The 24786-nt window shown below is 62.8% G+C and carries 25 protein-coding genes; 15 read left to right on the forward strand and 10 right to left on the reverse strand.

Features of this window, described 5'->3' with window-relative positions; all coding sequences use genetic code 11:
* Positions 1 to 16 precede the first annotated feature (16 nt).
* From EB233_RS24060 to EB233_RS24090, 7 genes are all read left to right on the forward strand, one after another.
* Positions 17 to 787, forward strand: coding sequence for a glutamine amidotransferase (locus EB233_RS24060; RefSeq protein WP_064991828.1), 771 nt, complete (start codon positions 17 to 19; stop codon positions 785 to 787).
* A gap of 103 nt (positions 788 to 890) precedes the next feature.
* Positions 891 to 1802 (forward strand): ribokinase, encoded by a 912-nt coding sequence (locus EB233_RS24065; protein WP_064991829.1) that lies wholly within the window; start codon positions 891 to 893, stop codon positions 1800 to 1802.
* Entirely contained in the window at positions 1799 to 2647 is an 849-nt protein-coding gene (locus EB233_RS24070) for a BtpA/SgcQ family protein (protein ID WP_064991830.1), read from the forward strand. Before EB233_RS24065 ends, EB233_RS24070 begins: the two co-directional genes overlap by 4 nt.
* On the forward strand, positions 2644 to 3888 hold the full coding sequence (locus EB233_RS24075; RefSeq protein ID WP_081294308.1) for a Zn-dependent hydrolase: 1245 nt from the start codon (positions 2644 to 2646) through the stop codon (positions 3886 to 3888). Before EB233_RS24070 ends, EB233_RS24075 begins: the two co-directional genes overlap by 4 nt.
* Before the next feature lie 211 nt (positions 3889 to 4099).
* Positions 4100 to 6253 (forward strand): transglycosylase domain-containing protein, encoded by a 2154-nt coding sequence (locus EB233_RS24080; RefSeq protein ID WP_027053568.1) that lies wholly within the window; start codon positions 4100 to 4102, stop codon positions 6251 to 6253.
* Between the two features lie 111 nt (positions 6254 to 6364).
* Positions 6365 to 6949: a DUF1214 domain-containing protein gene (locus EB233_RS24085; protein ID WP_064991832.1), complete on the forward strand. Its 585-nt coding sequence runs from the start codon at positions 6365 to 6367 to the stop codon at positions 6947 to 6949.
* Positions 6942 to 7511 (forward strand): DUF1254 domain-containing protein, encoded by a 570-nt coding sequence (locus EB233_RS24090; RefSeq protein WP_064991833.1) that lies wholly within the window; start codon positions 6942 to 6944, stop codon positions 7509 to 7511. The genes EB233_RS24085 and EB233_RS24090 overlap by 8 nt, the downstream gene beginning before the upstream one ends.
* A gap of 57 nt (positions 7512 to 7568) precedes the next feature.
* Here EB233_RS24090 and EB233_RS24095 read toward each other — a convergent pair whose 3' ends face one another.
* Positions 7569 to 7754: a hypothetical protein gene (locus EB233_RS24095; protein WP_081294309.1), complete on the reverse strand. Its 186-nt coding sequence runs from the start codon at positions 7752 to 7754 to the stop codon at positions 7569 to 7571.
* Between the two features lie 210 nt (positions 7755 to 7964).
* Between EB233_RS24095 and EB233_RS24100 the strand changes: the two genes are divergently transcribed.
* The gene (locus EB233_RS24100; RefSeq protein WP_064991835.1) at positions 7965 to 8999 is read left to right on the forward strand and encodes a DUF2336 domain-containing protein; all 1035 of its coding nucleotides are present in this window, start codon (positions 7965 to 7967) and stop codon (positions 8997 to 8999) included.
* Here EB233_RS24100 and EB233_RS24105 read toward each other — a convergent pair.
* The 3 genes from EB233_RS24105 to EB233_RS24115 form a co-directional block, all read right to left on the reverse strand.
* Positions 8977 to 9324: a DUF1491 family protein gene (locus EB233_RS24105; protein WP_027053564.1), complete on the reverse strand. Its 348-nt coding sequence runs from the start codon at positions 9322 to 9324 to the stop codon at positions 8977 to 8979. The genes EB233_RS24100 and EB233_RS24105 overlap by 23 nt on opposite strands.
* Positions 9325 to 9408: 84 nt before the next feature.
* The gene (locus EB233_RS24110; RefSeq protein WP_064991836.1) at positions 9409 to 10212 is read right to left on the reverse strand and encodes a peptidoglycan-binding domain-containing protein; all 804 of its coding nucleotides are present in this window, start codon (positions 10210 to 10212) and stop codon (positions 9409 to 9411) included.
* On the reverse strand, positions 10187 to 11950 hold the full coding sequence (locus tag EB233_RS24115) for a PAS domain-containing sensor histidine kinase (protein ID WP_064991910.1): 1764 nt from the start codon (positions 11948 to 11950) through the stop codon (positions 10187 to 10189). The genes EB233_RS24110 and EB233_RS24115 overlap by 26 nt, the downstream gene beginning before the upstream one ends.
* A 533-nt stretch (positions 11951 to 12483) precedes the next feature.
* Here EB233_RS24115 and EB233_RS24120 point away from each other — a divergent pair.
* A complete protein-coding gene (locus EB233_RS24120) occupies positions 12484 to 12834 on the forward strand; it encodes a DUF5330 domain-containing protein (RefSeq protein ID WP_027053561.1) in 351 nt (116 codons plus the stop codon).
* Positions 12835 to 12953: 119 nt separating this feature from the next.
* Positions 12954 to 13382 carry a SufE family protein gene (locus EB233_RS24125; protein WP_064991837.1) on the forward strand — a complete coding sequence of 143 codons (429 nt, stop codon included), beginning with the start codon at positions 12954 to 12956 and terminating at the stop codon, positions 13380 to 13382.
* Positions 13383 to 13474: 92 nt separating this feature from the next.
* On the opposite strand, the gene EB233_RS24130 is transcribed toward EB233_RS24125, so the two are convergent.
* Positions 13475 to 13900 (reverse strand): Ros/MucR family transcriptional regulator, encoded by a 426-nt coding sequence (locus EB233_RS24130; protein ID WP_027053559.1) that lies wholly within the window; start codon positions 13898 to 13900, stop codon positions 13475 to 13477.
* Positions 13901 to 14577: 677 nt separating this feature from the next.
* On the opposite strand from EB233_RS24130, the gene EB233_RS24135 reads away from it, so the two are divergent.
* From EB233_RS24135 to EB233_RS24145, 3 genes are all read left to right on the forward strand, one after another.
* Complete coding sequence (locus tag EB233_RS24135; protein ID WP_064991838.1) at positions 14578 to 16701, forward strand: S9 family peptidase; 2124 nt, start codon at positions 14578 to 14580, stop codon at positions 16699 to 16701.
* Positions 16698 to 17324, forward strand: coding sequence for a LysE family translocator (locus tag EB233_RS24140; protein ID WP_064991839.1), 627 nt, complete (start codon positions 16698 to 16700; stop codon positions 17322 to 17324). The genes EB233_RS24135 and EB233_RS24140 overlap by 4 nt, the downstream gene beginning before the upstream one ends.
* Before the next feature lie 162 nt (positions 17325 to 17486).
* Entirely contained in the window at positions 17487 to 17876 is a 390-nt protein-coding gene (locus tag EB233_RS24145; RefSeq protein WP_027053556.1) for an SET domain-containing protein, read from the forward strand.
* 12 nt (positions 17877 to 17888) lie between these two features.
* Here EB233_RS24145 and EB233_RS24150 read toward each other — a convergent pair whose 3' ends face one another.
* The 4 genes from EB233_RS24150 to EB233_RS24165 form a co-directional block, all read right to left on the reverse strand.
* The gene (locus EB233_RS24150; protein ID WP_064991840.1) at positions 17889 to 18839 is read right to left on the reverse strand and encodes a cytochrome c; all 951 of its coding nucleotides are present in this window, start codon (positions 18837 to 18839) and stop codon (positions 17889 to 17891) included.
* 8 nt (positions 18840 to 18847) lie between these two features.
* On the reverse strand, positions 18848 to 19285 hold the full coding sequence (locus EB233_RS24155; RefSeq protein WP_027053554.1) for a c-type cytochrome: 438 nt from the start codon (positions 19283 to 19285) through the stop codon (positions 18848 to 18850).
* A gap of 211 nt (positions 19286 to 19496) precedes the next feature.
* Entirely contained in the window at positions 19497 to 20096 is a 600-nt protein-coding gene (locus tag EB233_RS24160; protein WP_027053553.1) for a superoxide dismutase, read from the reverse strand.
* Between the two features lie 177 nt (positions 20097 to 20273).
* The gene (locus EB233_RS24165; RefSeq protein ID WP_064991841.1) at positions 20274 to 21152 is read right to left on the reverse strand and encodes a branched-chain amino acid aminotransferase; all 879 of its coding nucleotides are present in this window, start codon (positions 21150 to 21152) and stop codon (positions 20274 to 20276) included.
* A gap of 156 nt (positions 21153 to 21308) precedes the next feature.
* On the opposite strand from EB233_RS24165, the gene EB233_RS24170 reads away from it, so the two are divergent.
* Both EB233_RS24170 and EB233_RS24175 read left to right on the forward strand, forming a co-directional pair.
* Positions 21309 to 21971, forward strand: coding sequence for a haloacid dehalogenase type II (locus tag EB233_RS24170; protein WP_064991842.1), 663 nt, complete (start codon positions 21309 to 21311; stop codon positions 21969 to 21971).
* 174 nt (positions 21972 to 22145) lie between these two features.
* The gene (locus EB233_RS24175) at positions 22146 to 22976 is read left to right on the forward strand and encodes a L,D-transpeptidase (RefSeq protein WP_064991843.1); all 831 of its coding nucleotides are present in this window, start codon (positions 22146 to 22148) and stop codon (positions 22974 to 22976) included.
* Positions 22977 to 23010: 34 nt separating this feature from the next.
* On the opposite strand, the gene EB233_RS24180 is transcribed toward EB233_RS24175, so the two are convergent.
* Positions 23011 to 24558 carry a helicase HerA-like C-terminal domain-containing protein gene (locus tag EB233_RS24180; RefSeq protein ID WP_064991844.1) on the reverse strand — a complete coding sequence of 516 codons (1548 nt, stop codon included), beginning with the start codon at positions 24556 to 24558 and terminating at the stop codon, positions 23011 to 23013.
* Positions 24559 to 24786 lie beyond the last annotated feature (228 nt).

Raw genomic sequence — 24786 nt, forward strand, 5'->3', positions numbered from 1 at the left:
CGACATAGGAGCAAGCATGTCCAAAAAGAAGGTTCTCCTCGCCGGCGAGTCCTGGGTCTCGACCGCGACCCATATCAAGGGCTTCGACCAATTCCCGACCGTGACCTATCACACGGGTGCCGATGAATTGCTGGCGGCGCTGAAGGACGGCCCGTTCGACGTCACCTTCATGCCGGCGCATGAGGCGCAGCGGAACTTCCCGCAGACCATGGAAGCGCTGTCGGCCTATGACGCGGTCGTGCTATCCGATATTGGTGCCAACACGCTGCTGCTCCACCCCGACACCTGGGTCCACTCCAAGCCGACACCGAACCGGCTGCGCCTGCTGCGCGACTATGTCGGCAAAGGCGGCGGCCTGCTGATGTTCGGCGGCTATTACAGTTTTCAGGGCATCAATGGCGGCGCACGCTATCACAAGACGCCGGTCGAGGATGTTCTGCCAGTCGCCTGCCTGCCGGTCGACGACCGCGTCGAGGTACCCGAAGGCTATGCGCCGGTCGTTGTCGGCCCCCAGAGCCATCATATCCTCAAGGGTCTGGGCAAGGACTGGCCGATCCTGCTCGGTTTCAACGAGGTCACGGTCAAGGACGGTGCGGAAGTTCTGGCCACGGTTTCCTCCGACTACCGTTCGCTACCGCTGCTGGTGACGGGGTCATACGGCAAGGGCCGTACCGTCGCCTGGACCTCGGATGTCGGCCCGCACTGGCTGCCGTCGGGCTTCATCGCCTGGAACGGATACAAGACACTGTTCGAACAGATGCTCGGCTGGGCAACGGCCACAGTATGATCCCGAAAGGTGGATTCCGGTTTTCGGAAAAGATCATGCTCGAACCAAGAGATGGAGCCTTATCCCGATTTCATCGGGATAAGACAGGCTCCAGGGATTAGCCATGCGCGTCCATGTCGTCGGCAATGTCTGCGTCGATACGACGTTTCGGCTGGACCGGTTTCCACAGCCGGGTGAAACGTTGAATGCGTCGGAGCATGCCGACGGACTTGGCGGTAAGGGTGCGAACCAGGCGGTGGCCGCCGGCCGCTCCGGGGCCGATGTCCGCTTCCTTGCGGCGATCGGCAACGATGCCGCCGGAGCTTGGATCGGCGAGCAGTTGAGCCACGATCTCGACGTCGGCCATCTGACGACGCTGCCGCGGCCAAGCGACCGGTCGACTGTCATGGTCGATGCTCGAGGCGAGAACCTCATCGTCACCAGCGCGAGTTGCGCCGCCGCCTTCGATCCCTTGGCGGACAGCGATTTCCTGTCGTCGATCGAGCCCGGCGACATCGTGGTGATGCAGGGCAATCTGGACCCCGCCGTGACGACGGCTTGCCTGCGGACGGCGCGCGCCGCGGGAGCCATGACGATCTTCAATCCGAGCCCGCTCGCGGCTGGATATGCGCCGGATCTGAGCGACGTCAGCGTTGCCATTGCCAATTTGGGCGAAGCAACCCTTCTGACCGAAGCCGCGGAGCCGGCAGAGGCCGCCCGCGCGTTGATCCGTCAAGGCGCTGGCGCCGCCATCGTGACGCTTGGCGCGCTGGGCTGCCTGGTAGCCGATGGCGAAGGGCATATCGAATCGATCGCGGCGCCCAAGGTGGCCGTGATAGACACCAGCGGTGCCGGCGATGTCTTTTGCGGCTGCCTGACCGGCTGCCTCGCGGCCGGCATCGACCTCGCCGGCGCGGCGCGGATCGCGGTGCGCGCCGCGGCCATCTCGGTGGGACGCACCGGCACTCTCCAATCCTGCCCTGATAGGCGGGAGATGAAAACGCTCATGGAAACGACGGAAGCGGAAACCGCATGACAAAATCCCCCAAAGCCATCGGCTCCAAACAGGTCACGGATGACGCGCTGCGGTCGATCTTCGGCAGAAGCAAGGTGGTGATAGGCGTCGTTCACCTCGCCCCCCTGCCGGGCGCCCCGCGCTACGATGGCGAGGCGGTGGAGACCATCTACCAGCGCGGCCTCGACGACGCCAAAGCCTATCTCGATGGCGGCTGCGACGGCGTGATCGTTGAAAACCACGGCGACGTGCCGTTCGCCAAACCTGATGATATCGGCCCGGAAACCTCCGCCTACATGTCGGTCGTCTCCGACCGCATACGCAGGGAACTGGGCCGGCCGGTCGGCATCAACGTGCTCGCCAACGCGTCCATTCCCGCCCTTTCTATTGCCAGCGCCTCCGGTGCATCCTTCGTGCGTGTCAATCAATGGGCCAATGCCTATGTCGCCAATGAGGGCTTCATCGAAGGCGAAGCGGCGCGCGCCATGCGCTTCCGGTCCAGGCTCCGGGCCAATGGCATCCGTATTTTCGCCGATGCCCATGTCAAGCATGGCGCCCATGCCATCGTCGGCGATCGGCCGGTCGAGGAACAGGTCAAGGACCTGGTGTTCTTCGACGCCGACGCCGTGATCGCCACCGGCCAGCGCACCGGCCACGCCGCCGACCTCGACTATATCAGGATGATCAAGGAGGCAGCTGGATTGCCGACGCTGGTGGGAAGCGGCGTAGGCCCCGACAATGCCAACGACATCCTCGACATTGTCGACGGTGTCATCGTCGCCAGTTCCTTGAAGCATGATGGCGTCTGGTGGAACCAGGTCGATCCGCAGCGGGTGAAGGCCTTCATTGGTGGCCTCAAGCGGTGACTCGAGTGCCAGAGATCAATGGCGAGCGCCTGCTTGGGCGGCTCGACGCGTTCGCCCGGATCGGCGCGACCGCGGCCGGAGGCGTCAACCGGCAGGCCTTCAGCGTCGAGGACCGCGGCGCCCGGCGCCTGCTGGCCGAATTGGCGCTGGAGCGCGGCTTCACGGTTTTTCAGGACGGCATCGCGAACCTTTTCGTCCGCCGCGAAGGGCGGGATGCCGCGCTGCCGCCGCTGATGATCGGCAGCCACCTCGACAGCCAGCCGACCGGCGGGCGGTTCGACGGCGCGCTGGGCACGCTTTGCGCCTTCGAGGCGCTCGAAGCGCTTGAGGACGCACAGGCGGCAACCCGGATGCCGGTCGAGGTGGTTGCCTGGGCCAACGAAGAAGGCAGCCGCTTCGCGCCCGGCGTCATGGGCTCGATGGCCTTCACCGGCGCCGATGTCACCGCATGGGCATCGATTGTCGGTGCTGACGGCGCGTCGCTCGCAACCGAACTCGAAGCAACGATCGCCGCCCTGCCGGAAGCGAGCCTTCGCCCGACCGGCATGCCGCTGTCAGCCTATATAGAGCTGCATATCGAACAGGGCCCCGCGCTCGAAAAGGAACTGACGCCGATCGGCGTCGTCACCGCCGTTCAGGGCACGCGCTGGCTGGAAGTCTCCATCACGGGCGCTGCCGGTCATGCCGGCACGACAGGCCTGGCCTACCGCAGGGATCCGATGGTCGCCGCCGTTGCCGCGATGCACAGGCTGCAGACCACGATCATGCCGCCCGACACCAGCGCGCGGCTGACGGTGGGCCGGATCTCGGCTCAACCGGGATCGATCAACGCCATACCGCAATCCGTCACCTTCACAGTAGATCTCAGACATCCTCGACCGGAACGGCTCGATGCCATCGAGGCGGAGGTGCACCGGGTCTGCGCGGCGGAGGCGGAGGTTCAGCACTGTTCGGCAACGATCAGGCGATCTTTCGACATGCCGGGGGCGGCATTCTCTCCCGACATGATCAAGATCGTCGAGGAAGCCGCCAATTCCCTCCAGCTGCCGCATAAACAGATGATATCGGGCGCATTTCATGACGCGCTGTTCATCGCCCGCGTAGCGCCCGCCGCAATGATTTTCGTGCCGTGCCGAGACGGGCTGAGCCACAACGAGGCGGAGTATGTGGAGCCCGAGCACACGATTGCCGGCGCGCGCGTCCTGCTACGGGCGAGCATCGCGGCGGCCTCGCCGCGATGACCAGCCAAGAAGCCGCCAGCTCTGGCGCATCGTTTTCGTGGCGGCAGTCCCGGTTCATGCCTCCCCTGCTCGTCAATCGATAAACCTTGCGGCTGTGTCGTCGCCGCCCTTGTGGGCGCCACCAAAATGGATGAATAGTCAAAGAGGGCGTCGCCCTGAAATTGCCGGCTTGCGGTTTTCAGGTCATGCTACAGCCGAGCCGGGTTTTTGAATGGTCAGCCCTGAACCGCGCAAGAGAAGAGGTCGGATCGCGTCGCGCCTTCTGGCGCTGGACGCTTGGATCGATTCCTCGCTCTACGAGATCGGGTTCCAGGCGCGGCAGTTCTGGGAAGCGGCAACGATCTTCTCGCGGCGCTTTCGCCTGAAGGGCTGGCGGCGCGGCATCATCGAACTGTTGAGCGAAGGCTTTACGCTCGGCGCCGGCGGCATGGTGGTGATGCTTGCGCTGGCCATTCCGGCTTTCCAGGATACGGCGGGCGACTGGCGCGCCCAGGGCGACTTCGCCGTCACCTTCCTCGACCGCTACGGCAACGAGATCGGCCAGCGCGGCATCATCCAGCGTGATTCCGTGCCCGTCGACGAGATGCCGGATCACGTCATCAAGGCGGTGCTGGCGACCGAGGATCGGCGTTTCTTCGAACATTACGGCATCGACGTTTTGGGGCTTTCCCGCGCCATCTTCGAGAATGTGCGGGCAAACTCCGTCGTCCAGGGCGGCTCCAGCATCACCCAGCAATTGGCCAAGAACCTGTTCCTGACCAATGAGCGGACCTTCGAGCGCAAGATCAAGGAAGCCTTCCTGTCGCTGTGGCTCGAAGCCAATCTGTCGAAGAAGGAAATCCTGCAGCTCTATCTCGACCGCGCCTATATGGGCGGCGGCACGTTCGGCATCGAGGCGGCGGCCGACTTCTATTTTGGCAAGAGCGTCAAGGATTTGAATCTTGCCGAGGCGGCGATGCTGGCCGGCCTGTTCAAGGCGCCGACCAAATATGCGCCGCACATCAACCTGCCGGCCGCGCGTGCGCGCGCCAATGTAGTGCTGTCCAATCTTGTCGATTCGGGCTTCATGACCGAGGGCCAGGTGCTGCAGGCAAGGCTGCATCCGGCCGACGTCGTCGACCGCGGCGAACAGAAGAGCCCCGACTACTACCTCGACTGGGCCTTCGACGAGGTCAAGAAGATCGCCAAGCCGGGGCAACACTCGCTGGTTGCCCACACCACCTTCGACGCCAACATCCAGAAGGCAGCGGAGGAGTCCGTCGAGTTCCACCTGCGCCAGTTCGGCAAGGAATACAACGTCACCGAAGGCGCCGTGGTGGTCATCGAAACCAATGGCGCGGTCCGCGCCATCGTCGGCGGCCGCGACTACGGCGCCAGCCAGTTCAACCGCGCCACCAAGGCTTTGCGCCAGACCGGTTCGTCGTTCAAACCGTATGTCTACGCCACGGCGATGGAACATGGCTTTACGCCGAACTCGATCATCTCGGGCGGACCGATCAGCTGGGGCAACTGGTCGCCGCACAATTACAGCGGTGAGTCGGCGGGCAACATCACGCTGCTGATGGCGATGGCCAAGTCGATCAACACCGTGCCGGTGCGGCTGGCCAAGGACCATCTCGGCATCGCGCCGATCAAGGCGATGGCGGAATCATTCGGCGTGGAATCCCCTCTCGAGGGCCACAAGACCATGGTGCTCGGCACGTCGGGCATGACCGTGATGGACCAGGCGACGGGCTACAGCGTGTTCGCCCAGAACGGCTTCGTCGGTTCCCGGCACGGCATCACCCAGCTCGTCACCCGCACCGGAGAGGTGGTCTATGACTGGACCAAGGACGCCCCCCCGCCGCACCGGGTGCTCTCGGAGCAGGCGCTGAAATCCATGAACACCATGCTGGCGGCCGTGCCGGTGATTGGCACGGCGCGGCGGGCGCAAATTCCCAACATCGTCGTCGCCGGCAAGACCGGCACGACGCAATCCTACCGCGACGCCTGGTTCGTCGGCTTCACCGGCAACTACACGGCGGCCGTTTGGCTGGGCAACGACGATTTCACCCCGACCAAGAACATGACCGGCGGCTCGCTGCCGGCGATGGTGTGGCAGCGCCTGATGGTCTACGCGCACCAGAACATCGACCTGAAGCCGATCCCCGGCATCGACAAGCCGTTCGTCGACGAAGAGACCGCCGCCAAGGCCGCGGAAGCGCAGAAGAAGAGCGATGACCAGGCAGCAGCCGACGCAGCGGCCGAACGCCCTGCGGTGCTGTCCAGCCGGACCACGCAGACGCTGCGGGACATGACGCAGCTGTTCCAGTCGGCGCCCAAACTCGACGCCCCTGCCCCGCCCGAAACGCTTTCGGCACTGTGACATCAGCCCAGGCGCGGGCCGGGCCGACAGGCAAATCCATCGCGCCGGCTTGCCACAAGGCCCCGCGCCGCGATATCCCCGAAGGGCAATCCTTCGCGCACGCGGCCCTTCATGCTCAAGAACGCCTTCCTGATGCTGCTTTCGCTTGCCATAGCCATTGGCGGCGGCGGCGCAAGCGTCTGGTATGCGTTGAAGATCCAGGACGGTGTCGGCGCGATCCGGATCGGCCAATGGACCGCCTTTCCAGACATCGGCACGCCGGCCGCCGACCCCTATTCCAAGGCGCGTGTGGCGCGCGAGGGGGTGCTGGCGCTCGGCCGCGCCGAAGGCCTGTCCTTCGTCGCCGAACATGACGCCGCCGGCGACCAGCTCCAGCGGGAATGCAGCTACAGGATAGAGGGCAGATTCCCGACAGCCCGCTTCTGGACGCTCTATGCCGCCGATCAATCGCTCGGCGTCGTCGACACGGGCAAGTCGCGACTTGCAGCCCTTCAGTCCTACGAGGTGCTGCGCCAGGCCGACAATTCCGTGATCATTTCGGTCGGCCATCATCCGATGCCCGGCAACTGGCTTTTGACCGACGGTTCCGGACGAATGTATTTCGTCCTGACCTTCTACGACACGCCGATTGCCAGCAGCACCGGCCTGTCGGACGTCTCGCTGCCCAGGATCGTGAAGGCAGGCTGCGATGCGTAGTGTCTATGCAGCGATGCGCAGGCTCTTTCACGCCGTCCTGCTTGGCCTCGTCGGCGCCGGCATCGTGCACATCGTGGTGCTGCTTCTGGTGCCGGTTTTTTCGGAACGCGACGCCTGGTCGCGGCTGTCAATGGCGTCCGATCTCTACCGGATGAACCGGCTGGATGCCGAGGCGGGCGGCGCGCCGGTGGTGAAATCGGTCGACCCGCTGTTTTACGCCTCGGCCTGCCGGTTCGATCTCGAGGAAGGCGTGGTCCGCATCAGGGCGCCGGGGAATGTCCCCTTCTGGTCGGTGTCGGTCTATGACCGCAGCGGCCACAACATCTATTCCTTCAACGACCATACGGCGAACGGCGGCAAGCTCGATGCCGTGGTGCTGACGCCAGCGCAGATGATCGACGTGCGCAAGGACTTGCCCGAGGACCTGCAGGGCGCGATCTTCGTCGAAGCGCCGATCGACGAGGGCATCTTCGTTATCCGCAGCTTTGTGCCCGACGACAGCTGGAAGCCGATCGTGTCGCGCTTTCTCGATCAGAGTTCCTGCGAGCTGCAGGATTTCTAAGCGACCCAAGCCTACGAACTGGCGGCCTGACGGATCAGGTCACGGCTTCGGCAAGGCTCAGTGGTGCGGCACCGGCGTCCGGGGCGATCCCGGCTTGTCGGGCCCGGCAGGCCGCGCTTCGCCGCTGCTGGACCGCTCATAGCGGATGCCTGGAAAAATGATCACCGCCGCCGGTATTTCGGTGGTTTGCTTGGCTCGATTGGTCGGTGCCGCACGCGGCACGAAAGACAGTACCATGCCCATGATTCGCGCATTCCTCTCGGTTTCCCCGGAGCACAACGCAACGCCTCCAAATATCATTAAGGCCGGCAGAGGGTTAACGGAGCGCTAACGGATCACCGCTAACTTGATCTTTGTCTTGAGGTCAGCAGGTTCTGACCGAGGCAACCGCTCAACCGACACAGTCCCGGCTGAGCGTGATCAAGGCTGTGTATCGAGTATCGGGTATCTTTCGTGTCATCTTCGGACTTCAGGCAAATCGCGATACGGACGGAAGCGGGCAAGGCCGAAAGGCTGTTCCGCGCCGCGGTGTCGGCGTTCTGCTCGTTGACCCGTCCGTCACGCCGCGAGATCGGCCAGCTCGAAGACCTGACGCTGCCGCTGTTCGACGACGTGTCAGTCGAATCGCGACGCTACGTGGCCGCCGCCCTTTCCGAATGCGAGTATGCCCCCGCGGCACTGGTGCGCCGGCTCTGCGAAGAACCGGTCGATATCGCCGCGCCGCTTTTGATCCGCTCGCGCGCCGTCAGCGATATCGACTTGATTGCGCTCATCGGCCGGCATGGGCTGCCGCACGCGCGCGCCATCGCGCGGCGCAAGGACCTGAACCCGACCATCGCCGATCTGATCAGGGCGCTCGAACGGCCGACACTGGTGCGGGCGCGGGATCCGGAGGCGCAAGCCCCCGCCGCATCAACCGCCGCAGCCATAAACAAGGACACGGCCGAGAACAGCGCGACAAGCCAACAGTCTCCCGGCATTGCCGCCGAGAATGCGCGGCGCAGGCTGCGATCCATGATGCGCACCGGCGACGAAGCCTTGGCGGCGAAGGTCGATGCGTTCCCCGGCTCGGAAACCTATGTCAAACTGCGCGAGACGGCGCTGACGGGCAACGCCGCGTTCTTCCAGACGGCGCTTGCGGACGCCCTCGACATTGATTTTTCGACCGCGCGCTCGCTGACCGCCAACCAGAACTACGGCCCACTACTCGCGGCGTTGCGCTCGCTCGACTTCAGCGAGGATCGGGCCTTCCTGATCACGGTCGCCATCTATCCCAGCCTGTTCCCGCATCCGCAGGCCATCCGGACCTATCTCGACCGCTACCGCCTGCTGCATCGCGATGTGGCTCTGGATAGGGTGCGGAACTGGAAAGCCGAAACCTTGTCCAGAATGGTTCGCGACGTTTCGCCGGTAAACAGCGACAGCCGCAAGGCCTCGAACAGCGACGAAGGCGCGGCGCCCGCGCTCAGGGCGTCTTCACGGAAATAAGCTCCTCGACGGGAACGGTTCCTCCCTCGATCTCGACCACCCATATGTCGGGATCGAACTTCTTCTCCCGCTCGAGGCGTGCATCGAGGACCGCCGGATCGTCGCCGGCGGCGAGAAGGCTGAAGAAACGGTCGTCGGGCTTGGATGAATCATAGCTCGTCTGCGGCGCCGGCCCGTAGAGGGCGACTTCACCCAGCCTGCCGCGCGTCAGCACGAAAACAGCGCCGGCCTCGGTCGCGCCGCGGTTGACCACGGCGGCAAATCCGCCGGCGCTGAAAACCCGGCGGACCAAGGCAGAGACCCACAGATCCGATGTGACGCGCATGAAAACTCCGCAAACCGTGCGGGGCTATCTATCGATATTTGACTTGTTGGGCGAGCAGTCGTTTTGGGCTTCGTTCGTCTGACCTCAGTTGGTCAGGCCGATCTCGCGCATCTTGACGTAGACGATCTCGTCGGGCTCGCCGGTCTGCGGCAGCCCGAACAGCGACTGGAATTCCTTGATCGCCGCCTTGGTGCGCGCACCGACGACGCCGTCCAATTGCATGTCGTCATTGCCGAACGCCTTCAGCCCGGCCTGGATCTTGACGATACGGGGATCGGGTCCCTGGGCCGCAGCGGCGTCGACCTGCCCGGCATTCGGTTGGGCAGAATTCGTCTGCAGGGACACGGGCATGGCGGCCGGCGCCACGTCGGGACGGGGCTGCGGTTTCGGCACGGCGGCTGTCTTCGGCGTTGCGCCAAGCTGATCCAGCAGCAGAGCGTCGATCTCGCCGGAGGCGTTGAGCCCGACCTTCTGCTGATAGGCCTGTATGGCCTTGCGCGTGTTGGGGCCGGAAATGCCGTCGACCGTGCCGGGATAGAAGTCGAGATCCTTCAATATGCCCTGCACCTGCTCGACCACCGGATCGCCATTCATCGGCGCCGGTGCCGCATTGGGCCGCACGATGTTGATCGTGGTCTCCGGCTCGTCGGAGGCAGTGTGCGGAAAACCCTGGAAATTGCGGGTGGCAAAGAACGCCCCGGCGTGCGGGAAAGGCTGATACCACAGTGCATTGGCCGAGACATAGAACAGCGTCACCAGGAATGCCGTCGACCCGCCCACCAGCACGGGATTGCGAGAAATCATCCCGCCGACGGCGATGGCACCGTCCTGGAAGGCGGTGCTGCGGCGTTTGACCGCCTTCTTAGGCTGTTTTGCGGAGCGAGCCATTCCTGTCCCCTTTCGCCCTCGTCGCCGGCATCGTCAGCACCCCTGCCTGGCTCGCCGGGCGCCCCTTCGGCCCGCTGACCGGCAGGCTGATGGTCACCGTGGTGCCCTCGCCCGGCATGCTTTCGATGGACATGGTGCCCTCGTGCAGCGCCACCAGTCCCTTCACCAGTGACAGGCCAAGACCGGTCCCCTCGAAACGGCGGGTATAATCGTTCTGGATCTGCGTGAAGGGCTTGCCGAGATTGGCGAAATCCTCCTCGGCAATGCCGATGCCAGTGTCCCTGACCCAGAAATGCAGGCGCGAACCGATCCGCTTGGCGCCGACGACGACATCGCCGCCGTCAGGCGTGAACTTGATCGCATTGGAGACGAGATTGATGAGGATCTGCTGCACGGCGCGGCGATCGGCATTGATGTCGCCGGCGTCGGGAGCGACTTGTGTCTGCAAATCGATGTTCTTGGCCTGCGCCTGGAGTCGCATCATCGACTGGCACATTTCGACCGCTTCCAGGAACCGGAACGGCTCCGGTTCCGCCGTGTAGGCGCCGGATTCGATCCGCGACACGTCGAGTATGGATGTGACGACGGCCAGCAGATGCTGGCCCGAATCCCGCACCAGGCCGACATATTCCTTCTGGCGCGGATCCTTGAAGGCGCCGAACATCTCATGCAGCAACATGTCCGAGAAGCCGATGATGGCGTTCAGCGGCGTGCGCAGTTCGTGGCTCACCACCGCCAGGAACCGGCCCTTGGCCACTTCCGCGGCGGCCGCCGTCTCATTGGCCTGCGCGAGATCCGCACGCAGCCGGGCCGTCTCGTCATTCTCGCGCAGGACCAGCGTGAAGACGTCGCTCTGCTCCTCACCGCGAACCATTTCGAGCAGGAACGGCCGATAATTGTCGGCCATCAGACGGCTGTCATTCTGGCGATTGTCATTCTGGCCGCCACCGTTCTGGGGCAGCCTGACGCGCAATTCGAGGCAGCGCGACAGTGCACCATCGCGCATGTCGGCCAGGGCGCTAAGATAAGCGACGCGGTCCGACAGATGGATGCGGTCGAAGAAGCCGGTTCCCGACAGCAGTTCCGGCGGCAATTTCAAGAGTGTGCGCGCCTTGGCGGACGCATCGAGCACCTCGCCCTGGCGGGCGACCCGCAAGATCACCGCGTCGATGATGTCTTCCAGCCGCTCGCCGGTATCCGGCGTATCGGCGGCACCGGCGCTCTCGCGAAACGCCGACAGGCGCGGGATCAGCGTCAGCGCCCAGGCCAGCGGCACCAGCCAATGCCAGGCGGCTATCTGCGCGCCCGCGAAGAGCAAGAAGACCGCGGCCAGTGGCTGAAGGGCAATGGCGACAATAGCCGAGGCCGCCCCCCATAGGGCCGCACGCCGAGAGGCGCCGATCCACCAGGCTTCGAAGGGCAGCGCCACGGCAAGCATGGCGACAGGAGAGCTCAAACCGCCGGCGGCGGCGATGAGACCGCCAAGCGCAACGGCCGCCATCGCCAGGGAGATCGGAGCCGCCGCGGCCATCTTCCCGGTCGCCGCCACCAGCAGGGCGACGAACCAGCACAGACCGAAGGCGGCGAAGATGGCGGCCATGGTCACAGCGGCTCCCATGCCCGATGTAGCCAGCGTGACTGCGGCACCGGCGGCAAAGAACGGCGCCGCCAGCATGACGCCGATGAAACGGCGTTGGCGCTCGCGGCCGCTCTGCACGAGAATCGAAGGATGGACCATACGTTCGCAACCGGCTGCGATCGCGCCCGGCAATTCAGCGTATCTGGCCTTGATCGGCATCAACTCAACGCACTCGCACTCATCGTGAACAGCTCTGCTTTTGCAGATTGTTTTGATTGGCTCTGAAACTCTCATCCAGCGTTTAAGGAATGGATAAGGCAGCGCCGACCAAGGCCCGGCCTGTGGCAAATATCGGGATGGTGGCGGCCGAAAACCCGGGCAAATGCCACCATAGTAAATGGAGGGTTATCCGCGAACGCCTGCCATCAGCGGACCATGGACGGCGAGAGAACCGCCAAGATTCCAGAAAATCGCTATGGAAACAGTCAGATAGATGGTTATCACGGGGTAACGAAAACCGTCTCGATATGAAACAAATCCACGGCAAAACGCTTCGTTTCGAATTTGCCTAAAATTTGAGGAAAATTTTCGTCTAACCCGCAAGCCGTCCTTTGTGGCTGTGTGCCAACATCCTGCCCATAAAAGAGGTCATGCCATATGATGCATGATCCGGTCACGACGAGAGGCAAGGCATGTTCTTCCTGATAAGAATGGCTTTCTGGTTTTCACTGGTGCTTTTGGCGCTGCCGCTGAGCGTTGGTTCCGACGAGCCGGGGCAGGCAAGCGTCGGGCCGATCCAGGCCCTGTTCGCGGCACGCGACGCGGTGGGCGACATCGCCGGCATTTGCGAGCGCAAGCCCGATGTCTGTGAAACCGGCAAGTCGGCGATGCACACCATAACCGCGCGCGCCAAGGAGACCGCCAAGATCGCGGCCGCCATGCTGGATGACAAGTCTGCCGGCCCCGACACTTCGACAATGACGGGCAGCGTGGCGCAGGAGATCGTCCTGCCCGAAACGGTCAACCTGCCGATTAAGAATTAGGCTGCCGATAAAGAATTAAGCCGTCTCGACGGCGCACCGCGGGCCGTCTGCCCTCTCGACGCCCGCGGTGTCCTTGTTTTTCTCGTGACGCGACGCTGTCGCGTCACTATATCCGGCTCATGGCGACCACGATCCAGACGATCCGCGACGATTTTTCGTTCCTCGACGAATGGGAAGACCGCTACCGCTATGTGATCGAACTGGGCGAAGCGCTGCCGCCGTTTCCCGATGAGGAGCGCAATGCCGCCAACAAGGTGCCGGGCTGCGTCAGCCAGGTCTGGCTGACCACTGAACGGGGACCAGGCAGCGATCCGGTCATTACATTCACGGGCGATTCGGATGCTCATATCGTGCGCGGCCTGGTGGCGATCATGCTGGCGCTTTTTTCCGGAAGAACCGCCAGCGAAATCCAGAAGACCGATGCGGAAGCGACGCTGAAGGGGCTCGGTCTGGACGAGCATCTCTCGCCCCAGCGCGCCAATGGTCTTCGCTCGATGGTCAAGCGCATCAAGCGCGATGCAGAGGTGGCACTCGCGCAGACGGCCTGACGCCTCTGCGGCCGGCCAACGACCCCAATCCCCAAAAATCAAACGGCGCCCGAAGGCGCCGTTGATGTCGGTTCGACCGGACTGAGCAGCGACTAGCGCGCCTTGCGCTTGCGGCCAAGGCCCATCTTCTTTGCGAGCTGCGAACGGGCCGCCGCATAGTTCGGGGCTACCATCGGGTAGCTCGGGTCGAGATTCCACTTTTCGCGATACTGCTCCGGCGTCAGATCATAGTGGGTCATCAGGTGACGCTTGAGCGACTTGAACTTCTTGCCGTCCTCGAGACAGACAATGTAGTCGTCATGAACCGAGCGCTTCGGGTTGACAGCCGGCTTCTGCTTGTCGGCAGGGGGTTGTTCGGTGGTTCCGCCCACGCGCCCGAGAGCGGCATGGACATCCGAGATCAGGTTCGGCAGTTCGCCGACCGGCACGGGATTGTTGCTGACATAAGCGGCCACCACATCGGCGGTCAGCTCGATCAACGCATCATTGTTTCTGGAAGGTGTTTCGACAATATCCATGGTCTTCAGGCCCCAACAAGAGTTACGTCGGTCTGCGCCCTTTTTACAGGCAGGGCATCGCACGAATTTTCGGCAGGTAGATTTCCTGCGATTCGTGTCACGGGGACATCAATGCAACCACACAGCAAGTAAGTCAATTCGCTCTTTCGATTATATTTGGCAATGTTGATCAACTATTCGCCAATCAGCTTCAATCTTTCGTGCATCATGTAATTTTTCGATATTTCACCCGCCACACCGGCAAGGCCTACCGTTACGTCAGCTGTTCGTTACATTCGAGACAACTCACAAAGCAGGTTTCAATGCTCGGGTTTGCTTTGCCATCGCGCCAACAATCTTGGTTGTTCACATCTGTCCACAAAACCACAGGTTGCCGCACTTCTTTCACGAACCCTCGCCAGGTGACCTGCCTGCCGCGCGACCGCCCGGATCAACAGATGCCGGCACGGCACGTTGGCCACTTGCCAAGCAGCGAATACGGTCGCATGAGACTGGCAGGCGAATGCCTGAGTTAGTGACGCCACGGTGAAGGCCGCAGCAAGACGAGACCGAATATTTCATCATCTCTCCTCCCTGCCCATCTTCCGGAACCGAATTGACCGCGGGGCCGCGGCTCTTGAACCCGCCCTGATCGGCGTGTTTATCCGTCGTTTGAGATATCTCCAGAGCGAGACGTAATGACCCAGACTCACCGATTTCCCATCGTCAGCCCGCCAATGCCCGAGAAGCGGCCGGTTTTCGATACGCATCACGGCATCACGCGGACTGATGAATATGCGTGGCTGCGGGCCGACAACTGGCAGGAGATGTTTCGGGACCCCTCCCTTCTCGATGCCGGCATCCGTGCTGAGCTCGAAGCCGAGAATGCCTACCAGTCGAAGCTGATGGCCGACACATCCGACCTGCAGAAGCAGCTGTTCAAGGAGATGAAGGGCCGCATCAAGGAAGACGATTCTTCCGTTCCCATGAAGGACGGGCCATATGCCTATGGGTCTTCCTTCAAGCTCGGCGGCGAGCAGCCGCGCTATTTCCGCATGCCGCGCGACGGCGGCGCCGAGCAGATCCTGCTCGACGGTGACCTGGAGGCGGAAGGCAAAGCCTATTTTCGGCTCGGCGGCGTCGATCATTCGGCCGATCATCGCAAGCTGTTGTGGGCGTTCGACGACAAGGGGTCCGAGTTCTACACGCTGCGCGTGCGCGACCTTGCCGACGGCAAGGAACTGACGGACCAGATTCCCGCCACCGGCGGTTCGGGTGTGTGGGACGCGCACAATGACGGGTTCTTCTATACGCGCCTCGACCCCAACCACCGGCCATCGAAAGTGCTGTTCCACGCTCTTGGACAAGATCCTGAAAACGACCGCCTCATCTATGAGGAAAGCGATCCCGGCTTCTTCATGAATGTCGACGGCACCCGCAGCAATGAGTGGATCATGATCGGCATCAACGATCACGAGACCTCGGAATACCGCCTCTTGAGCGCCAGCGATCCATTCGCCGAGCCCAGGCTGGTGTGCGCGCGCGAGCCCGGCCTCCAGTATGAGATGGAGGAAGGCGGCGACATCTTCTTCATCCTGACCAACGCGGACGGCGCCAAGGACTTCAAGATCATGATGGCGCCGGCAAACGATCCGGTCCGCGCCAACTGGCAGGAACTGGTGGCGCATGAACCGGGCCGGCTGATCTTGTCGGTGATCGGCTTCAAGGACCATATGGTCCGGCTCGAGCGCAAGGAGGGCCTGCCGCGCATCGTCGTGCGCGATCGCAGCAGTGGCGAAGAGCATCTTCTGTCTCTGGATGAGGAGGCTTTTTCGCTCGGCCTGTCGGGCTCCTATGAATACGACACCGAGATCATGCGCTTTTCCTATTCGTCGATGACGACGCCGGCGCAAGTGTTCGACTACAATATGCGCACCCGTGAGCGGGTGTTGCTCAAGACCCAGGAAGTGCCATCCGGCCATGATGCGGACCATTATGTGACAAGGCGGCTGATGGCGCCCGCCGCCGATGGTGAACTGGTACCGATCTCGCTTTTGCACCATCGCGACACGCCGCTCGATGGATCGGCACCTTGCCTGCTTTACGGCTACGGCTCCTACGGCATCACCGTGCCGGCGGCCTTCAATACCAACTGCCTGTCGTTGGTCGACCGCGGCTTCGTCTACGCCATCGCTCATGTCCGGGGCGGCAAGGACAAGGGCTACGGCTGGTATGATGACGGCAAGCGGGCGCACAAGATGAACACGTTCACGGATTTCATCGCCTGTGCGCGCCACCTCGTTGCCGAGCGCTATACCGCGCATGACCGCATGGTCGCGCAAGGAGGCTCGGCCGGCGGCATGCTGATGGGCGCTGTCGCCAATATGGCGCCGGACTGCTTTGGCGGCATCGTCGCCGAAGTTCCGTTCGTCGACGTGCTCACCACCATGCTCGACGCGACCCTGCCGCTGACGCCGCCGGAATGGCCGGAATGGGGCAATCCGATCGCATCCGCCGACGACTACCGCACGATCGCCGCCTACTCGCCCTACGACAATGTCGCGGCGCTCGACTATCCGCCAATCCTGGCGCTTGCCGGCCTCACCGACCCGCGCGTCACCTATTGGGAACCGGCCAAATGGGTGGCGCGGCTTCGCGACCGCAAGAAAGGCGACAATCCGGTGCTGTTCAAGATCAATATGGATTCCGGTCATGCCGGCGCGTCCGGCCGGTTCTCAAGGCTGGAGGAGATCGCCTATACCTATTCCTTCGCGTTGAAGGTGACGGGCAAGGCGCAGCTTACCGAGGAGATCCTGCGATGATCGATCTGTCGACATTGATCGCCTACATCGCCGTCGTGCTCGGCTTTGTCTTCATTCCGGGTCCGGCCACGCTGCTGACGATCGCCCGGTCAACGAGTTCGGGCACCAAGGTCGGGATCGCGACCGGTGCCGGGATCGCGGCCGGCGACATATTTCACACGGTCATGGCGATGGTCGGCATCTCGGCTATTATCGCCACGTCGGCGACACTGTTCAGTATCGCAAAATACATCGGCGCGGCCTACCTCGTTTATCTCGGCATTCGCGCGATCGTCGAGAAGGTGCCGACCGATCCAACTGCCGGCGCGCTGGCGATTTCCGCCGGCAAGGCGTTTCGACAGGCTGTCCTGACCGAGGTGCTCAACCCCAAGACCGCGCTTTTCTTCTTAGCCTTCCTGCCCCAGTTCGTGCGGCCCGAGAACGGATCGGCGATGCTTCAGTTGACCGCCCTGGGTCTTATTTTCGTCGTGCTGGGCCTTTTCAGCACGGTCATCTTTGCGGTTAGCGCCGGCCGGCTAGGCAGTTTCCTGCGCAGAAATCCGACTGTGCTGAAATGGCAAGGCAAGGTGGTCGGCGGCATCTACTGCGCCCTGGGCGTCCGCCTGGCCCTGCAGCAACGGTGACGGCGGAGGCAAGTGTCCAGCAGGCATCTGCCGGAGGCGTCGCGATCATGACTTTTTGAATCCCGCATTGCTCATTTCCGCTCGCAATTGTACCGGCCTCGCGCTAACCAGTGCGCGGCTTTTCGCAAGCCTTGCCTGACATGTTTTCTACTGGGGTATGCCATGTTGCTCGTCGACGTCTATCTCGACAAATCGCCGATCCAAGGCATCGGCGTCTTTGCAAAGCATCACATCCCGAAGGGCACGTTGATCTGGAAGCTAGACCCCCGATTCGACCGGATCATCGACGTCGAGACCTATGAGGGCGAAACCGGACCGGTGAAGAACTATCTCGACCGCTATTCCTACCCGGACCGACGCGATCCGGCCTACATCGTCTTCGAAGCCGACGACGCCCGCTATATGAACCATGACGACGAGCCGAATTGCGATGTCTCCTCACCCGAGGAAACCTACGCCTTGCGCGACATCGCAGCGGGCGAGGAAATGACCTGCAACTACAATCATTTCTTCGAGACGGGCTTCGATTTCCTCGGCGATCGGCACCTGTAGCCCGACAACCGGTTAGTTCGCGGTCTTCTGACGCGCCGGATAGCCGTTCGGATGCGGCGGTACAGCCTTGAGATAGGCGGCGATCGCCGCACGGTCGCCCGCTGTCAGTTCCGCCATGTTGCGCTGCACGTCGACCATGGCGCCGCCGACGGAATCGAAGTTCGGCGTGAAACCGGTCTCGAGGTAATTGGCGATGTCGGCTTCCGACCAGCCGCCGATACCCCCCTTGCCCGATGTGATGTTCGGCACGACGCCCGAGCCCTCGGCGGCCACGGCGCCGGCCAGCCATTCGCCCTTCCTGGTTCCGCCTGCGAAATCGCGCGGCGTGTGGCATTCGCCGCAATGGCCAGGCCCCTCCACCAGATAGCGGCCGGCCATTACAGCTTCGGGCGCGCTATCGGCCAAGGCAACAACGGGCTGGTCGTTGAGATAGAGCCGCTTCCACAGGCCGATGCCACGCCTGATGTTGAACGGGAAAGCCAACGAATTGCCCGGCGCCTTGCCGGCGACCGCCGGCAGCGTCTTGAGGAAGGCATAGAGATCGGCAATGTCGGATGGCTTCATGCGGGCGTAGGAGGCATAGGGAAACGCCGGATAGAAATGCTCGCCCGACGGCGATACGCCCTTCAGCATGGCGTTGGCGAGATCCTCGACCGACCATGCGCCGATGCCGTCGTTCGGGTCTTGCGAAATATTGGGCGGCACGAAAGTGCCGAACGGTGTCTTGAGTTCGAGGCCGCCGACGAGCCGGAGCCGCGCATCCCCCTGTGATCCCTGCTTCGCATGACAGGAGGTGCAGCCGCCAGCGTAGAAGATGCGCTTGCCCCTGGCCGCGTCGCCAGGCGCGAGTTGCGTCAGGGTCTGCGTATCGAGGGTCACAGGCGCCGAGAGGACCCATCCCGTAACCGCGCCGACGCAGCCCACAACCAGGGCTGCACCGACGAGCTTCTTCAGCCATGCCATGGCCGAAATCAGCCTTTCTTGATCCTGTAGCTCTGATGGCAGGTGCCGCAATCGGAACCCATGGTGTCGACTTGCGCCTTCAGCGCGTCAGCGTCGGCGGGAGCCGCCGCGACCGCGGCTTTGACGTCCGCCAGATACTTGTCCTCGACGGCCTTGAAGCCAGCCATGTCTTCCCAGATTTTAGGCCCCGCCGTGGTGTCGCCGGTATCGCTGCCTTTCGGGAACAAGGTGTCGACGTCGAACTTCTCGGCATTCGCCTGCAGCGCCTGCAACTGCGTCAGCACGGCAGCGGCATCAAAAGGCTCGTCGCCCTTGGCCACTTTCGCCAGACCGCCGACGATCTTTCCGCGCTCCTTCATCAACGCCTGCCGGTCGAGGATCGGATCGGCAAAGGCGGCCGAGCCGGCAAAGGCGAGCATTGAGATGGCGACGACAAGCTTTCTCATTCATTTGGCTCCATGATGAAGGCATTTCAGGACAGGACGTTAACGGATGCGACGGACGGGTTATTCCCTCTCCTCGGACGATTTTTGTCGGCCTTCGCAACTACCCGACATCGACACAGAAAAGAAAAGCCCCGGTATTGAACTGACCCCCGAACGGTTTTTTCCAACTTTCGGGGGGCAGTTCAAATACCGGGGCTTTTTTGACGATCGATTACTTCGCCTTTTCGTAGAGTTCGAGCACGTGATCCCAGTTGATCAGGCTGTCGACGAAGGCCTCGAGATATTTCGGGCGGGCGTTGCGGTAGTCGATGTAATAGGAATGCTCCCAGACGTCGACGCCGAGGATCGGCGAGGCGCCGTGGACGAGCGGGTTTTCGCCGTTCGGGGTCTTCGAAATCGCCAGCTTGCCGTCCTTGACGGAAACCCAGGCCCAACCCGAACCGAACTGCGTCGTGCCGGCAGCGATGAAATCAGCCTTGAACTTGTCGTAGCCGCCGAGGTCGCTGTCGACCGCCTTCTGCAGCGCGCCCGGGAGCTTGTTGCCGCCGCCGCCCTTCTTCATCCACTTCCAGAAATGGATGTGGTTGTAGTGCTGGGCCGCATTGTTGAAGAGGCCGGCATTCTTGCCGAACGACTGCTTGACCACCTCTTCGACCGACAGGTCGCCCATGCCCGCTTCCGCGGCCAGCTTGTTGCCGTTGTCGACATAGGCCTTGTGGTGCTTGTCGTGATGATACTCCAGCGTCTCTTTCGACATGTAGGGCTGCAGGGCCTCATAGTCGTAGGGCAGAGCGGGCAATTCAAAAGCCATGGGTAGTACTCCCTCGTGGAAAAGTCCGGTGTGGATACCGGATTAACATAGGTCTGGATTGAGCTGGGACAACTCCGGAAGTGAAGCGCCGGTTGCCTTTCTAAGCGCGTTCCGGAAAACTGTCACACGGTTTTCCTGCGGCGAAGCGCGCAGTGACAAAAAGGCCGAACGGGTACGTCAGCCAGCAGATTTCGAATGTGCCCAATCCCAATAGAGTTCGCGCGCCTTGTTGGCGACCGGCCCGGGTTGCAAATTGCGATCCTCGATGCGGGTAACCGGCACCACCTTGGAATGGTTGCCGGTCGAGAAAATCTCGTCCGCTTCGAGAAAATCGCGCACCGACAGCGTCTTTTCCGTCGTCTTGAACCCGTACTCGCCCAGCAACGTCATCGTGCGCGAGCGGGTGATGCCGGACAGGAAGGTGCCGTTCGGCGCCGGCGTCAGCACGTGGCCGTCCTTGACCAGGAAAATGTTGGAGCTGCCGGTCTCCGCGACATTGCCGAGCATGTCCAGCACCAGCGCATTGTCGAAGCCGCGCATCTTGGCTTCGAGGATGGCGCGGCCATTATTGGGATAGAGGCATCCGGCCTTGGCGTTGGTCGGCATGGTCTCGATGGTCGGGCGCCGGAACGGCGACACCGTCACCGAAAAGCCGGTCGGCGAGATCATCGGCGATTCGTAGAGGCAGAGGCAGAAACGCGTCGATGCGGGATCGGCCGGCACCCCCATGTAGCCGCCGTGCTCGGCCCAGTACATCGGCCTTATATAGACCGCCGTCTTGCCGTCGAACTTCTTCAATCCGTCCCAGGTCAGTCCGACGATCGCTTCGGGTGTCATGTTCGGCTTGAGGCCAAGCGCGATCGCCGAGGCATTCACTCGCCGGGCATGCAGGTCGAGGTCGGGCGCCACGCCCTCGAACCAGCGCGCGCCGTCGAACACGCTGGTGCCGAGCCACATGGCGTGGCTGCGCGGACCCAGGATCGCGACGTTGCCCTCGTACCAGTCGCCATCGACGAAGGTCCATGTCGCGGATTGCGCCGCTGCCGCCAGTGTCATCGCGTTATCCCGTTCCGATCAATCTTGTGTGACAACATTGGATGATGCTTTGGCTGCTGGCGTCAACCAGCATGGGCGAGTTTTTGTTGAGGCCAGCGGCAGGCGCGATGCAATCAAGGCTTGCACCTTGCCCCGCCTCGCCTCAAGACTGTTGCCATGCAATACGCCGCCTATGTCTTCGACGCCTATGGCACGCTGTTCGACGTGCATGCCGCCGTGCGCCGCCATGCCGACCAGATCGGGCCGGAGGGCCAGTTGCTGTCCGAAATCTGGCGCGCCAAGCAGCTCGAATATTCCTGGGTGCGCACGCTGATGGGCGCCTATGCGGATTTCTGGCAGTTGACCGAACAGGCGCTGGACTTCGCCCTGCGCAAGGTCCCCTCGGCCGATCCCGGTCTCAAGACAAAATTGCTGGAAGCCTATTGGCGGCTGGATTGCTACCCGGAAGTGCCGGCCGTTCTGAAGGGGCTCAAGGCTTCGGGAGCCAGGCTGGCAATCCTCTCCAACGGCTCGCAAGAAATGCTGCAAGCAGCGGTCAAGTCCGCCGCGCTCGACCAGGTCCTGGACGATATCTATTCGGTCGACACGGTGCGGCGCTTCAAGACCGATCCGGCCGTCTACGACATGGTCGCCACCGGGTGGCGCCTCTATCCCGGCGCCGTTTCCTTCCAGTCCTCCAATCGCTGGGATATTGCAGGCGCCACCAAGTTCGGCTTCCGAACGGTATGGATCAACCGCTCCAACCAGCCCGAGGAATACCGGGATTTTCCGCCGGCCCTGATCCTTCCGACGCTAGAAGCGCTGGCGCCCGGCGGCTAGGCAACGCCCTGTGACCCCAGCGCCACAGTGGCGGCGCAGTCACAGCTTCGCCTTTGTTTGTCCACGTTCGGGCCAGAATCGGAACCGCCTATCGCGCCGGGTGTTGTCAGACACCTGCAACGGCGATCGGCGTATTGACGCTTTGTTGCGATTTGAGTCTTAAAGAAGGCAATCATGTCCATAACCGAAATCGAATCCTTTCGCCTGAGCCGTCGCGGCTTCCTCAACGCCGCAGCATTGGCCGCCGCATCGATCGCGGTTTCCGCATGCGCCACCACCGGGCCGGGGCCGGTCGAGCCGCCGCCGCCGCCCTATGTCGAGCCGCCGCTTGCCGATTACGCGTCGATGTACGCGGCCGTCAGCGATGGTGGCTTTGATCTGCCGGCCATCCCCGTCGACAGGATCGATCCGCAGTTCCTGCGCCAAATCGTCCCCGACCCGACCGGGCAGAAGCCGGGAACCATCGTCGTCGATACGACAGGTCATTTCCTCTATCTGGTTCGTCCCGGCGGCCAGGCGATCCGCTATGGCGTCGGCCTCGGCCGCGCCGGCTTCGAATGGTCGGGCGACGCCGTCGTCCAGTGGAAGCAGAAATGGCCGAAATGGACGCCGCCGGATGAAATGGTGGCCCGGCAGCCGGAACTGAAGCAGTACAGCGCCGACAATGGCGGCATGCCCGGCGGGCTGAAGAACCCGCTCGGCGCGCGTGCGCTCTATCTTTTCCAAGGCAATGTGGACACGCTCTACCGCCTGCACGGCTCCCCGGAATGGCGCTCGATCGGCAAATCGGTGTCGTCGGGCTGCGTGCGCCTAATGAACCAGGACATCATCGACCTCTACGACCGCGTGCCGTCGAAAACTCCCGTCATCGTCACCAGCGATGCCAGCCAGCCGATGGCCGCGGCAGCGACGGCGAACCATAAGGCTATCCCGATCGATGCCGGCGTGCCGGACGGATCGGTCCTGCTCGGCCCGGTCAAGGCTGTGACCAACGCCATCTTCTGAGCTGGATTGAAGGAGCGGCGGGCAGCAGCCGCTCTCAGCGCCCCCGCGACAGGCTTCCCAAAATTCCGCGCACGATCGCCCGGCCGACCGACGAGCCGACAGAACGCACGACCGACTTGATCGCCGCTTCCGCCACCGTCTGGCGGTTGGAGGGGCGCGGCGCCGGCGCGCGGCGGCCGCCCGACTGCGGTGCGGGATCGTCATTGCCGAAGCCAGGAATGGTCCAGCGCGAGCCGCCGGTGCCTGCCTGTTGCACCTGCTGCTCGGCGTCCTGAGCGACCTTGGCCTTCTTCTGCAGCATCTCGAAGGCCGATTCGCGGTCGATGACCTCGTCGTACTGGCCGGCGACCGGGCTTTCCGCGATCAGCTTTTGCCGCTCGGCGGGGGTTATGGGTCCAAGCCGCGAGGACGGCGGACGGATCAGCGTGCGCTGCACCATGGACGGAACGCCCTTGGCTTCCAGCGTCGAGACCAGCGCCTCGCCGGTGGCAAGCTGGGTGATGGTGGTGGCGCAATCGAAATCGGGATTGGGACGGAACGTCTCGGCCGCCGTCCGAACCGCCTGCTGCTCACGCGGCGTATAGGCGCGCAGCGCGTGCTGGACGCGATTGCCGAGCTGGGCCAGGACCTTCTCGGGAATATCCAAGGGGTTCTGCGTGACGAAATAGACACCGACGCCTTTCGAGCGGATCAGGCGGACCACCTGTTCGACGCGGTCGATCAGCACTTTCGGCGCCTCGTCGAAGAGCAGATGTGCCTCATCGAAGAAGAAGACCAGCTTCGGTTTGTCAGGATCGCCGACTTCCGGCAGTTCCTCGAACAGCTCCGACATCAGCCAGAGCAGGAAGGTCGCGTAGAGGCGTGGATTCATCATCAGCTTGTCGGCGGCGAGCACGCTGACGGCGCCCCGACCGTCACGCGTGGTGCGCATGATGTCAGCGATGCGCAGGGCCGGCTCACCGAAGAAATTGGCCGCGCCCTGCTGTTCCAGCACCAGCAGCGTGCGCTGGATGGCACCCACCGATGGCTTGGTGACATTGCCGTAGCGCGCGCTGATCTCTTCGGCGCGCTCGGCGATGTTGGCAAGCAGCGCCTGCAGGTCCTTGAGGTCGAGAAGCAGCAGGCCCTCTTCGTCGGCAATGCGGAATGCAATGTTCATGATGCCTTCCTGCGCGTCCGTCAGGTTCATCAGCCGTGACAGCAGCAGCGGTCCCATCTCCGAGATGGTCGCCCGGATGGGATGGCCCTGCTCGCCGAACAGGTCCCAGAAGATGACGGGGAATTCCTGGAAGTCGTAGGGATCGAGCTTGACCTGCGCGGCCCGCTTGACCAGGAAATCCTGCGCCGTGCCCATCATGGCGATACCAGACAGGTCGCCCTTGATGTCGGCGCAGAACACCGGCACGCCGGCATTCGAAAAACCTTCGGCCAGTATCTGCAGGCTGACGGTCTTGCCGGTGCCGGTGGCGCCGGTCACCAGGCCATGGCGATTCCCGTATTGCAACAGAAGCTGCTCGGCACGCTGATAGCTGTCGTCGGGCTTGCGGCTGGCGCCGATGAAAATACTGGTGTCGTCAGCCATAACCAGGGTCTCCGCAATATTGATGTGTCAAAAGCCAGCCTTTGCCCGAAGGTATAGTGAGGCTGTTGCGCAGCGACAATGATAATTGTCCAACCGGGGCCTATCGTCCAAATCGGGTCAGTCGCCGAAATCGGATTTTGGAACTTGCGGATTTTGCTGGTGTTTGGCAATCGTTCATGGTTCGTCCAACCAAGCGACCTATATCTGGTGGAACGCATTCGAACCCTG

It is taken from the genome of Mesorhizobium erdmanii, assembly GCF_013170725.1.
Taxonomy (GTDB): Bacteria; Pseudomonadota; Alphaproteobacteria; order Rhizobiales; family Rhizobiaceae; genus Mesorhizobium; species Mesorhizobium erdmanii.